The organism is Rhodococcus sp. MPR-R1B, from assembly GCF_058793255.1.
In genome coordinates, this window is record NZ_JBXAFO010000020.1 from 93,015 (window position 1) to 104,919 (window position 11,905).

Annotated in this window: 12 protein-coding genes and 1 pseudogene; 9 read left to right on the top strand and 4 right to left on the bottom strand. The window is 62.7% G+C overall.

Annotated elements, in window-relative coordinates:
- Positions 1-75: 75 nt before the first annotated feature.
- From AC1Q61_RS24190 to AC1Q61_RS24200, 3 genes are all read left to right on the top strand, one after another.
- Positions 76-1,035, top strand: coding sequence for a proteasome assembly chaperone family protein (locus AC1Q61_RS24190; RefSeq protein ID WP_003942198.1), 960 nt, complete (start codon positions 76-78; stop codon positions 1,033-1,035).
- Between the two features lie 181 nt (positions 1,036-1,216).
- A complete protein-coding gene (locus AC1Q61_RS24195; RefSeq protein WP_007732813.1) occupies positions 1,217-2,254 on the top strand; it encodes an alpha/beta fold hydrolase in 1,038 nt (345 codons plus the stop codon).
- 26 nt (positions 2,255-2,280) lie between these two features.
- Complete coding sequence (locus AC1Q61_RS24200) at positions 2,281-4,785, top strand: DEAD/DEAH box helicase (protein WP_003942173.1); 2,505 nt, start codon at positions 2,281-2,283, stop codon at positions 4,783-4,785.
- 53 nt (positions 4,786-4,838) lie between these two features.
- Here the strand turns inward: AC1Q61_RS24200 and AC1Q61_RS24205 are convergent, their stop codons facing one another.
- Positions 4,839-5,246 carry a DUF5997 family protein gene (locus AC1Q61_RS24205; protein WP_007732807.1) on the bottom strand — a complete coding sequence of 136 codons (408 nt, stop codon included), beginning with the start codon at positions 5,244-5,246 and terminating at the stop codon, positions 4,839-4,841.
- Positions 5,247-5,302: 56 nt separating this feature from the next.
- On the opposite strand from AC1Q61_RS24205, the gene AC1Q61_RS24210 reads away from it, so the two are divergent.
- Together AC1Q61_RS24210 and AC1Q61_RS24215 are read left to right on the top strand one after the other, a co-directional pair.
- Positions 5,303-6,151 carry a LysR substrate-binding domain-containing protein gene (locus AC1Q61_RS24210; protein WP_003942255.1) on the top strand — a complete coding sequence of 283 codons (849 nt, stop codon included), beginning with the start codon at positions 5,303-5,305 and terminating at the stop codon, positions 6,149-6,151.
- A gap of 122 nt (positions 6,152-6,273) precedes the next feature.
- Positions 6,274-7,674 carry an FAD-binding oxidoreductase gene (locus AC1Q61_RS24215; protein WP_075833054.1) on the top strand — a complete coding sequence of 467 codons (1,401 nt, stop codon included), beginning with the start codon at positions 6,274-6,276 and terminating at the stop codon, positions 7,672-7,674.
- Between the two features lie 28 nt (positions 7,675-7,702).
- Here the strand turns inward: AC1Q61_RS24215 and AC1Q61_RS24220 are convergent, their stop codons facing one another.
- Positions 7,703-8,623, bottom strand: coding sequence for a hydrogen peroxide-inducible genes activator (locus AC1Q61_RS24220; protein WP_042920013.1), 921 nt, complete (start codon positions 8,621-8,623; stop codon positions 7,703-7,705).
- A 229-nt stretch (positions 8,624-8,852) separates the two neighbouring features.
- On the opposite strand from AC1Q61_RS24220, the gene AC1Q61_RS24225 reads away from it, so the two are divergent.
- From AC1Q61_RS24225 to AC1Q61_RS24235, 3 genes are all read left to right on the top strand, one after another.
- The gene (locus AC1Q61_RS24225; RefSeq protein ID WP_003942119.1) at positions 8,853-9,440 is read left to right on the top strand and encodes a peroxiredoxin; all 588 of its coding nucleotides are present in this window, start codon (positions 8,853-8,855) and stop codon (positions 9,438-9,440) included.
- A gap of 2 nt (positions 9,441-9,442) precedes the next feature.
- Positions 9,443-9,982 (top strand): alkylhydroperoxidase, AhpD family, encoded by a 540-nt coding sequence (gene ahpD, locus AC1Q61_RS24230; RefSeq protein ID WP_003942122.1) that lies wholly within the window; start codon positions 9,443-9,445, stop codon positions 9,980-9,982.
- A gap of 80 nt (positions 9,983-10,062) precedes the next feature.
- A complete protein-coding gene (locus tag AC1Q61_RS24235; RefSeq protein ID WP_003942237.1) occupies positions 10,063-10,743 on the top strand; it encodes a PhzF family phenazine biosynthesis protein in 681 nt (226 codons plus the stop codon).
- On the opposite strand, the gene AC1Q61_RS24240 is transcribed toward AC1Q61_RS24235, so the two are convergent.
- A complete protein-coding gene (locus AC1Q61_RS24240; protein WP_042919956.1) occupies positions 10,729-11,427 on the bottom strand; it encodes a hypothetical protein in 699 nt (232 codons plus the stop codon). The genes AC1Q61_RS24235 and AC1Q61_RS24240 overlap by 15 nt on opposite strands.
- 17 nt (positions 11,428-11,444) lie before the next feature.
- On the opposite strand from AC1Q61_RS24240, the gene AC1Q61_RS24245 reads away from it, so the two are divergent.
- Positions 11,445-11,711 carry a hypothetical protein gene (locus AC1Q61_RS24245; protein ID WP_042919958.1) on the top strand — a complete coding sequence of 89 codons (267 nt, stop codon included), beginning with the start codon at positions 11,445-11,447 and terminating at the stop codon, positions 11,709-11,711.
- Positions 11,712-11,713: 2 nt separating this feature from the next.
- On the opposite strand, the pseudogene AC1Q61_RS24250 reads toward AC1Q61_RS24245, so the two are convergent.
- Positions 11,714-11,905 (bottom strand): annotated as a pseudogene (locus AC1Q61_RS24250) (aspartate aminotransferase family protein); the annotation flags it as partial.

Here is an 11,905-nt window from a genome sequence, read left to right on the forward strand (position 1 = left end):
CCTGACTCCGATGCTGTCGCGCGTGCGCCGATAGTGGACACTTGAGATCAAGACCGAAGAGCGAAGGGGACTGCGATGGACGAACAGTCGAGGATGTACGAGCTGGAATTTCCGGCGCCCCAGTTGGCGGCTGCCGACGGCCAGGGACCGATCCTGATTCACGGACTCGAGGGTTACTCCGACGCCGGTCACGCCGTGAAGTTGGCGACGACGCATCTGCGCGAAAGCCTCGAGACCGAGCTTGTCGCGTCGTTTGCTGTCGACGAGCTGATCGACTACCGCTCGCGTCGACCGACGATGACGTTCAAGGCCGATCATTTCTCCGATTACGACGCTCCGGCGCTCAATCTGTACGCACTGCGCGATACGGCCGGCACGCCGTTCCTGCTGCTCGCGGGGATGGAACCGGACCTCAAGTGGGAGCGGTTCACCACAGCCGTTCGTCTGTTGTCCGAACAGTTGGGAGTGCGTCGAACCATCGGGCTCAACGCCATTCCGATGGCAATCCCGCACACCCGACCGCTGGGTGTGACAGCACATTCGACCAACAAGGACCTGATCCAGGACCATCAGCGTTGGTCAGGTGAACTGCAGGTTCCCGGCAGCGCATCATCACTGCTCGAGCTTCGTATGTCTCAGCACGGGCACGAGGCGATGGGCTTTTCGGTGCATGTCCCCCACTACCTCGCGCAAACGGACTACCCGGGCGCCGCAGAAACTTTGCTCGAAAACGTTTCCGAGGTTTCGGATCTGGAGTTGCCCTTGGTTGCGCTGGGTGAGGCCGCGGCGCGCGTTCGGGAACAGGTTAACGAGCACATAGCCGGGAACGAAGAAGTTCAGACTGTAGTCCACGCTTTGGAGCGTCAATACGACACTTTTGTCGCCGCTCAAGAACAACAGTCGTCCCTTCTGGCCGGCGAGGCCGACCTTCCCAGCGGCGACGAGATCGGCGCAGAGTTCGAAAAGTTCCTGGCCGAACAGGCAGGAAATGACGACTTCGGCTCAGCTGGAGACCTCGATCGAGGCGACAACTGACGAAAATGTGACGGGCGGGGCGCATAATTCGACATTGTGCGCATTCCGCAACCCCTCCGTTACCTGGGCTGTTGTTCAGGACACATCCGTCGGATAGCCTCAAACTCTGTGTGATTTTCGTTGACGGCTCAACAACTGGAGCAGACAGTCAACGTGGTCACACGCCGAGCCAGGAGGCGACATGAGCAGACCACGGAACCGTCAGCTCCGACCGGTCCCCGACGAGGAACCGCGGATGATGTTCCGGACGATTCACGGCTACCGACGCGCATTTCGGATAGCCGGCGAGGGTCCGGCAGTACTGCTCCTGCACGGAATCGGCGACAACTCGTCGACGTGGACCGAGATCATTCCCCACCTCGCCAAGAAGTACACGGTCATCGCACCTGACCTGTTGGGTCACGGCCGTTCCGACAAGCCACGCGCGGATTACTCGGTAGCCGCGTACGCCAACGGCATGCGGGATCTTCTGTCGACGCTCGGCATCGAGCACGTCACCGTCATCGGGCACTCGCTCGGCGGCGGCGTAGCGATGCAGTTCTCCTACCAATTCCCACACATGGTGGATCGCCTCGTGCTGGTCTCGGCCGGTGGCGTCACCAAGGACGTCCATCCGCTGCTGCGCCTCATGTCCGTTCCGGTGGTCAACGAGGTGGTAAAGCTGCTCCGGATACCTGGTGCGATGCCGCTCGTCCGGATGGCCGGGAACCTTGCCGGCGTAGTTCACGGTTCAAATCTGCGTCCCGGCACCATGTTGCATGACACACCGGACCTGATTCGCGTGCTCGCTGATCTCCCCGACCCCACTGCCTACGAGGCCTACCTTCGTACGCTGCGGGCCGTCGTGGACTGGCGCGGACAGGTCGTCACGATGCTCGACCGCTGTTATCTGACCGAGAATCTGCCGGTTCAACTGATCTGGGGCGACGACGACTCCGTCATTCCCGTCTCCCACGCTCATCTCGCGCACGCGGCGATGCCGAACTCACGCCTCGAAGTCTTCCGCGGCTCGGGCCACTTCCCGTTCCGCGACGATCCGATGCGTTTCCTGCAGATCGTCGAAGATTTTCTTTCCAGCACCGCACCACTCGTCTTCGACGAGGCTCGCTGGCGCCACATGCTGATCTCCGGGGTCGGCGAGAACACCATCACCGGAACGTCGTCCACCCGCATGGCGGTGCTCGACGCCATGGGCTCGGACGAGCGAAGCGCAACCTGATCCACGGTTGCGGCTAGCCTGTACGAGTGCTGCTGACGGAACTTCTCCCCGACAACGCGGATCCTGATTCCGTTTTCGACGCCTTCTCTTCGTGGACCATCGAACGAGGTTTGACGCTCTACCCGGCCCAAGAAGAGGCCGTCATGGAGTTGGTCTCGGGTGCAAACGTGATCCTTGCGACGCCGACCGGGTCAGGCAAATCGATGGTGGCGATCGGCGCGCATTTCTATGCGATGTCGCTCGGCAAGCGCACGTACTACACAGCGCCGATCAAGGCCTTGGTGAGCGAGAAGTTCTTTGCACTGTGTGAGGTCTTCGGTGCCGAGAACGTCGGCATGATGACTGGCGACGCCGCCGTGAACTCGTCGGCGCCGATCATTTGTGCGACGGCCGAAATCGTCGCGAATCTTGCACTGCGCGAGGGCCCGAACTCCGATATCGGCCAGGTCGTGATGGACGAGTTCCACTTCTACTCCGAACCCGATCGAGGTTGGGCGTGGCAGGTTCCGCTCATCGAGTTGCCGCACGCCCAGTTCCTGTTGATGTCGGCAACTCTCGGTGAGGTCGACTTCTTCTCCGAAGATCTGACGCGCCGTACCGGGAAACCCACCACCGTCGTCTCCGGCACAGAACGCCCCGTGCCTTTGATGTTCTCGTACGCGACCACGCCGGTCGGCGAAACCATCGAAGATCTGGTGACCACCAACCAGTCCCCCGTCTACATCGTGCATTTCACGCAGGCCGCCGCCCTCGAACGCGCCCAGGCACTGACGAGCGTCAATTTCTGTTCCAAAGAAGAGAAGGAAGCGATCGCCGAGGCGCTGGGTGGTTTCCGCTTCACCACCGGGTTCGGAAAAACACTCTCCCGCCTGGTCCGGCACGGCATCGGCGTTCACCATGCGGGCATGCTGCCCAAGTACCGACGGCTCATCGAAGTTCTCGCACAGGACGGGCTTCTCAAGGTGATTTGTGGTACCGACACCCTCGGCGTCGGCATCAACGTCCCGATCCGCACGGTGCTGCTCACGGGTCTGGCCAAGTACGACGGCGTCCGCACTCGGCATCTGAAAGCCCGCGAGTTCCATCAGATCGCCGGTCGCGCGGGTCGTGCAGGCTACGACACGATGGGCACCGTCGTCGTCCAGGCACCCGAACACGAAGTAGAGAATCTGCGGGCAGTCGCCAAGGCCGGCGACGATCCGAAGAAGATCAAGAAGATTCAACGCAAGAAGGCTCCCGAGGGGTTTGTGTCCTGGAGCGAAGCGACGTTCGATCGCTTGGTCGCCGCATCGCCCGAACCGTTGGTGTCGCGATTCTCGGTCAGCAACTCGATGCTGCTCAATGTCATTGCCCGCCCGGGTAACTGCTTCGACGCGATGCGGCACCTGTTGGAGGACAACCACGAATCGCGTCCGGCGCAGCGCAAGCACATCCTCAAAGCGATCTCGCTGTATCGCGGATTGCTCAGCGCCGGCATCGTGGAACGCCTCGACGAACCCGACGAGTACGGCCGCATGGCTCGGTTGACGATGGACCTGCAACGCGACTTCGCCTTGAACCAGCCACTCTCACCGTTCGCCTTGGCGGCATTCGAACTTCTCGACGTCGAATCCGACAGTTACGCACTCGATGTCGTCTCGATCATCGAGTCGACGCTCGACGATCCGCGTCAGGTTCTGATGGCGCAGCAGCACTTCGCTCGTGGCGAAGCGGTTGCGCAGATGAAGGCCGACGGCATCGAGTACGAGGAGCGCATGGAACTCCTCGAAGAGGTTACGTGGCCGAAACCGTTGTCGGACTTGCTGTTCCCGGCTTTCGAAATGTACCGGGGTGGCCACCCGTGGATCACCGAGTTCGCCCTCTCCCCCAAGTCCGTGGTGCGCGACATGATCGAACGCGCCATGACGTTTGCCGAGTTGATCAGCCATTACGGACTCACCCGGTCCGAGGGCCTCGTCCTGCGCTACCTCGCCGACGCCTACCGCGCGCTGCGACAGACCGTCCCGACGGAAGCGCGCACCGAGGAACTCGAAGACATCATCGAGTGGTTGGGCGAGCTGATCCGTCAGGTCGACTCGAGCCTGCTCGACGAATGGGAGTCACTCACCGACCCCGGAGCCGAGGCAGACACGGAAGAGGTTGCGTTCGGCGCCGACATTCCCCGTCCCATCTCGGCGAACCCGCGCGCATTCCGCGTCATGGTGCGCAATGCGATGTTCCGACGCATCGACCTCGCGTCGCGTCGGCAGTGGAACGAGCTGGAAAACCTCGAGGACGGTATCGACGCCGCCGAGTGGGAGGAGCAACTACTCCCGTACTTCGAGGAGTACGCAACAATCGGAACCGGGCCATCGGCGCGCGGGCCGGCGCTCTTCCAGGTCACCGAAGAGGGTGAGTTCTGGCGGGTGCGGCAGGTGCTCGAGGATCCGGAGGGCGATCACGGATGGGCACTGCTTGCCGTCGTCGACATCCCGGAATCGGATGCCGCGGGTGAAATCGTGTTCGACGAGCTGAGCGTCGTAGAAGGCTAGCGCCTGTGCGCCTTTCTGGTAGTCGGCGCTACCAAAAAGGCGCACAGGGGGCGTCAGCCCCTTCGAGCCTTCCGCGGCTGGTTGCGGCGAGCAGCGCGCTTTTCCTTGATGCGAACGTTCTCGGCCCGCACCTCGGCCTGAACAGCGCGTTCCTTTTCGAGCCATTCGGGCTTCTCTTCGAGGAGTGCGGCGATCTGATCCGTGGTGAGTGCTTCTTCGACGCCGCCGCGGGCCAGCCCGGCGATCGATACGCCCAGCTTGGCTGCGATGACCGGGCGAGGATGCGGTCCGGTGCGTCGCAGCTCCAGCAGCCACTCCGGCGGATCGGTCTGCAGAGCGGTCAGCTCGTCACGAGTCACGTCGCCTTCCTGGAACTGCGCAGGTGTTGCTTCCAGGTACACACCCAGCTTCTTGGCAGCCGTCGTCGGCTTCATCGTCTGGGGAGTTTTGTTCGACGTCATGCAACAAGAGTAACCAGCCGATACGGGTGCTTTTACCAAGGCGGTAGCCTTGCCTGGTGACAGACGCGGATAGTCAGGCAATTTTTCGACTCGCGTACGCCCCGGGGGTGACGCCCACCAAGTGGGTCCGGGTGTGGCACGAGCGGCTCCCCGAGGTGCGTCTGGAACTTGTTCAGTTCCCGGTTCTCGAACTCGAAGCTGCACTTCGCGCCGGTGAAGCAGATGCAGGTTTGGTTCGACTGCCGATCGACCGGACCGGCATCAGCGCCATCTCGCTGTACGCGGAAACCCCGGTGGTGGTGGTACCGAAAGATCACGTATTCACTACTGTCGATCAGATTTCCGTCGACGATCTGGCCGACGAGATAGTGCTCGATCCTCTCGACGACAGACTCGACTGGCCGACCCGTCCCGGAAAGACCGCCGCCGAGCGACCCGCGACCATCGCCGACGCCATCGAGTTGGTGGCCGCCGGCGTCGGAGTTGTCGTGGTTCCCCATTCGCTGGCGCGGTTCCACCATCGCAAGGACCTGACCTTCCGTCCGGTGGACGGTGCGCCCGAGGCTCCTGTGGCTTTGGCATGGATGGAGTCCAAGACCACAGATCTGGTCGAGGAACTGATCGGCATCGTGCGGGGCCGAACGGCGCAGAGTTCCCGCGGCCGAAACGGTGAGCCGGCGGAGAAGATCAAGGGCTCCGTCAAGGCCAAGATCGCGGCCCGCGAGCGTCGCGCAGAAGCTGCCAAGAACGGGCAGAAAGCTAAGGGCGCCGGCACCGCAAAGAACATATCCGGACGCAACGCCGGTTCCGGTAAGGCCAAGGCGGGCGGCAAATCAGGCAGCGGCAAGTCCGGTGGGACCAAGAGTTCGGGTGGCCGGTTCTCCGGAAAGCAGAAGGGCCGCTAGGGCTTCAACTGGCAACTCGGAGGATCGCTGCCGGACAATGCTGAACTGATCAGGCGCGACAGACTCGGGCTGTGGTCTCGCGAATTGGCGCATCGTCGAACTCCGTCGAGCATGATGAGAGTATGACTCCCGCGAGTTCTTCAGCCCTCGACGAATTGGTAGCGGCACTCCCCGAGGGAGCCGTCCTGCTGGATCCGGATGTGACCGCGGGCTACCGCCAGGACTGGGCCGCCGACCCGACCGCCGGCCATCCCGCTGCCGTGGTTCGCGCTACGTGCACCGAAGACATCCAAACCGTGATGCGATGGGCAACCGCCCACCGCGTTCCGGTGGTTCCCAGAGGTGCCGGCTCGGGCCTTTCCGGTGGATCCAGCGCCGTCGACGGTTGCATCGTGGTCAGCACCGAGCGAATGCGACAGATCACGATCGACCCGGTCGCCCGGGTGGCGGTTACTCAGCCCGGCTTGATGAATGCGGAGGTCAAGAAAGCCGCCGCAGAGCACGGACTCTGGTACCCACCTGACCCGTCGTCCTTCGAGATCTGTTCCATCGGCGGCAATGCAGCCACCAACGCCGGCGGACTCTGCTGCGTCAAGTACGGAGTTACCACCGACTACGTTCTCGGACTCCGGGTCGTGCTGGCGGACGGTACAGCTGTCAGCCTCGGAGGTCCCCTTCTCAAGGACGTCGCCGGACTCTCACTCACCAAACTGTTCGTGGGCAGCGAGGGCACTCTCGGCATCATCACGGAAATCACGTTGCGTTTGATTCCCGCGCAGCCGCCCGCATCAACCGTCGTCGCGTCGTTCGACTCGGTACAAGAAGCTGCCGACGCGGTCTTGGCGATCACCAGCAACATGCGTCCGGCGATGCTCGAGTTCATGGATCACGCCAGTATCAATGCTGTCGAGGATTCGGTACGCATGGGTCTCAACCGCAAGGCTCACGCACTACTGCTCGCGCAGTCCGACGCACCCGGCGCGGCAGGCGTGCTGGAAATCGAGACGATTGTTCAGGCGTGCGAAAACAACGGAGCCACCGAAGTATTCGCCACCGATGACCAGGCCGAAGGTGACGCTTTTGCGGCGGCACGGCGAGCGGTGTTCCCCGCAGTGCTCGCGATGGGAAGTCTGCTTCTCGAAGACGTGGGCGTTCCCATGCGCGCACTCCCCCAGCTGGTAACCGGGGTCGAAGCCATCGCCGACGACCTCGACGTCCTGATCTGCACGGTGGCGCACGCCGGAGACGGAAACACACACCCGCTCATCGTCTTCGACCCCGCAGACCCGGACATGTCCGAACGCGCACAGATCGCATTCGGACGGGTGATGGATCTCGCCATCGCGCTCGGCGGCACGATCACCGGCGAACACGGGGTGGGTCGACTCAAGCGCGACTGGCTGCCGTCACAGTTGGGTGAAGACGTCATGGCCCTCAATCGCAAGGTCAAGGATGCGCTCGACCCGCTGGGGATTCTCAATCCCGGAGCCGTCATTGCCGTGAAAGAAGGCTCTCTCGACTAGCTTTCACGTCGACGTCGAACGAGTCACGTCATCGAGGAACCGTCGGGCTGACCGAACGGACCAGCTCGGCCAGCTGACGGAATCCTTCTGCTCGGCCACTCGACGAGCGGAACACGACGCCGATCGTGCGACCTGGAGCCGGCGAAGCGAAACGCGCCGTCGACAAGTCCCCGCGTCGAACCTCCACTGCAACAGCCGATTCCGGGACCAAAGTCACCCCGAGTCCCCCGGCCACACATTGCACGACTGTCGCAAGAGAGGTAGCCCGCGTGTCGCCGGCAAGCGGATGGGCGTCTACCGAACGGCACAGATCCAACGTCTGGTCGCGCAGGCAGTGGCCGTCGTCGAGCAAGAGCAACGGCAGCGCGTCGAGCACGTCCGCCGTGAGATCGACACGTCCCGCCAAGGAATGATCGTTCGGCACGACCATCACAAAATCCTCTTCGTACACAGGAACTTCCACCAGGCCAGGTGTTCCGGCAGGAAGCGCCAACACCGCGACGTCGAGCGCTCCCGATCGCAGGGCATCAAGCAAGCGCGCCGTTTGATCCTCGACTATTTGCGGCGCCAACGACGGCAGCTTCTCGCGCAGCTCCGGCAACAACCCCGGAAGAATGTAGGGCGCAACGGTCGGGATCAACCCGATGCGTAGCGGTCCGGTCAGAGAGTCGCCGGAGCCGGCCGCGCTCGCGACGAAACCGTCGGCAGCCTCGAGGATTTGCTTGGCCTGACCGAGCAAGCGCTGTCCGTCCGCGGTCACGAGCACGCGCCGCGTACTGCGTTCGATCAGTTTGACCCCTAGTCCCGCCTCGAGAGCTGCCAGCGCCTGCGACAGTGTGGGTTGGCTCACACCGGAACGCGCTGCGGCAGTACCGAAATGCCGATACTCGGCGACCGACACGAAGGCACGCAGCTGTGACAAGGAAGGTTGATAAGTCTGATCAGACATGCCTATCAGTGTAGTGCCACCCATCACCTTTACCTTTTGAACGGTTTGATGCAGAATGGACTCATACCAAAAAGCGCCGGTCACAACCTCGACACTCCAGTCGAAACCGTCCGACCCGCTGACGGTGACAAACCCTCTCGATCCAGCACGTTCGGCCGTCACAGTCCGAACAGCCGGATCGTGTGCGCAAGAAATTCCTGTTCACGAGACACGTAGGAGAATGAGACACATGGCTCTGCTCACAATCGGCGACCAGTTCCCCGCTTACAACCTCACGGCTGTCATCGGCGGCGACCTGTCCAAGGTCGATGCCCAGCAGCCCGATGACTACTTCACCACCGTCACCAGTGACGACTACGCAGGCAAGTGGCGCATCGTCTTCTTCTGGCCCAAGGACTTCACCTTCGTGTGCCCCACCGAGATTGCTGCATTCGGCAAGCTCAACGAAGAGTTCGCAGACCGTGACGCTCAGGTTCTCGGCGCTTCCGTCGACAACGAGTTCGTGCACTTCCAGTGGCGTGCACAGCACGAAGAGCTCAAGACCCTCCCCTTCCCGATGCTCTCGGACCTCAAGCGCGAGCTTGCCGAGGCCACCGGCGTCCTCAACGCCGACGGCGTTGCAGACCGCGCGACGTTCATCGTCGACCCCAACAACGAGATCCAGTTCGTCTCCGTCACAGCCGGTTCCGTCGGCCGTAACGTCGACGAGGTTCTCCGCGTCCTCGACGCTCTCCAGAGCGACGAGCTGTGCGCATGCAACTGGAAGAAGGGCGACCCGACCATCAACGCCGGCGAGCTCCTGACTGCGAGCGTCTGAGTATGAGCGTCGAGAACCTCAAGAACTCGCTTCCGGAGTACGCGAAGGACCTCAAGCTCAACCTGAGTTCCATTGCGCGCACGACGGTCCTGAACGAGCAGCAGTTGTGGGGAACGCTCCTCGCAACGGCCGCAGCCACCAAGTCTGCGTCCACGCTCAAGGAGATTGCTTCCGAGGCTGCCGACAACCTGTCGGCAGAGGCATACAACGCCGCTCTCGGCGCAGCGTCGATCATGGGCATGAACAACGTCTTCTACCGCACCAAGGGCTACCTCGACGGTAAGTACGACGACCTTCGTGCCGGCCTGCGGATGAACATCATCGGCAACCCGGGCGTCGACAAGGCCGACTTCGAATTGTGGTCGCTTGCAGTGTCCGCGATCAACGGCTGCAACCACTGCCTCGAAGCTCACGAGAACACCCTCCGCCAGGAAGGTGTCGACCGCGAGGTCATCTTCGAAGCGATCCGCGCCGGTTCCATCGTCGCGGGCGTCGCACAGGCTGTCGAAGCCAACGAGATCCTCTCTGCCGCACAGGTCTGATCACTCGGACCTGAGTGCAGTTCGACGAGCCCTCCCCACCGTGAAGGTGGGGAGGGCTTTTCGCGCGCTAGGGTGGACCGATGGGTATCGAGGTGAGTGTGGTCCGGGTCTTCACGGACGAGAACGGCAAGCACGGGAATCCGTTGGGAATCGTCGACGCGTCCACGGTTGCAGAATCGGATCGACAAGCCGTCGCGAAGGAACTCGACTACAGCGAGACCATCTTCATCGACGTTCCGGATGACGGCGCCTCGCGTGCGCGGGTCCAGATCTTCACTCCGGCAGCAGAACTCCCCTTCGCCGGACACCCGACCGTCGGTGCCACGTGGTGGCTGGGCGAACAGGGCCGTCGCGTGAGCGCCCTCGACGTTCCTGCCGGCAGTGTCGACGTCCGCCAATCCGGCGCTTTGACGTGGGTACGCGCGCGTGCCGAATGGGCACCGGAATTCGCGATCTATCCGATGGACACGGTGGACGACGTCATCGACGCAGATCCGTCCGACTACGAGGCGGATCATTCGTATCTGTGGGCATGGCAGGACAAGCTCGAAGCTGCCATCCGCGCACGCATGTTCGCACCGGTGATGGGAATCGCCGAGGACGAGGCGACCGGATCTGCAGCGCTGCGCATCACGGACCGATTGAGGAAATCATTGCTCATCACCCAGGGACGCGGATCGGTCCTTCACACGACCTTCTCTCCGGAAGGTTGGCTCGAAGTCGGCGGCCGCGTCGTCGCCGAGCCGTCACGAACCTTGTGAGTACCCGGCGGGATTGCGTCCGGCCTCGAGGTCACGTGCACTCAGTGATACCGAGATCTCGTCACCGAGCGCAACTCCCGGCGCGAGGGGCAACTGATCTCCACTCCAGAACTTGCCCGGGTCGAACCAGTTGACACGACGATTGCCGACGAGCAGACCCATCGCTTCATAGGTCTTGGCAACCACTTCGGCGCAGTAGGCGCTCTCGACGGCCACTGCCGATACGTCGGACTTCTTGCGCAGCTTCGGGATTCGGCCGCCGAACCAGCGCGAAGCAAGCTTGGCCGTCGACGGGAAAGGCGTACCGTCCAGCCGCGCGATCGTCTGGAGCAGAGCGTCTTCCTGCTCCCGGGTGACTTCGTGGTCGAGCTGGCGCAACCATCCACGCTGCCCGTACTTGGCGCCCCAAACCTGAACGGCCGATCGCAGATCGTGCAGTTGGACACCACGCTGGAAGCGTCCGGTCCACATGTCCTGCAGCGAGTGACCGAGTTCCGCATGCCACATCAGCGGTGGGAGGTCGTCGATCACGACCGACATTCCGACGTGGTTGACGGGGCTGTTGGTCAGCGTCTGGATGGCTCGATCGGCCGTCGACTCTCCGCGAAAGATCCAGATGTCGCCCGTGCGGGTGGCGGCGGCGGCCTCGTCGAGACTCACCTGCGAAAGCAATCGTCGGTCCATGCCTCTAGCGTAGAGGGATGAAACTCCGTACTCCTCTGCGCGCCTCGCATGTTTGGAAACTGGTCGGCCTCGCCGGTGCAATGGGCGTTGCCGCCACCGGGGTTCTCGTTGCGCGCGGCGAACGCCAGCGTCGGGCCTACTCTCCGGACGAGATTCGCTCGGTGCTACACGAGCGGTACACCCAGGCGTACGCCAAGCAGTCGGAACAAGAGGTTCTGGAACTCGAACCTGCACCCAACGCTGTGCGGCGCCGAATCGAGAAATTCTTCCGGCGCCGCAGCTGACTTCAGCCGAGGGCTGCGAGGATCCCTGCTGCCATCTCCGCGACCTGATCATCGGTCATGACGAACGTCGGCGAAATCTGCATCGCACCCTGACCCGCCGCGCGACCCGAAATACCGTGCTCACGAAGCGTCTTCACAAACGGCAACGCCTCCGCCGGATCAGCCAACTGCACCGCAGCAACCGCACCGAGCCC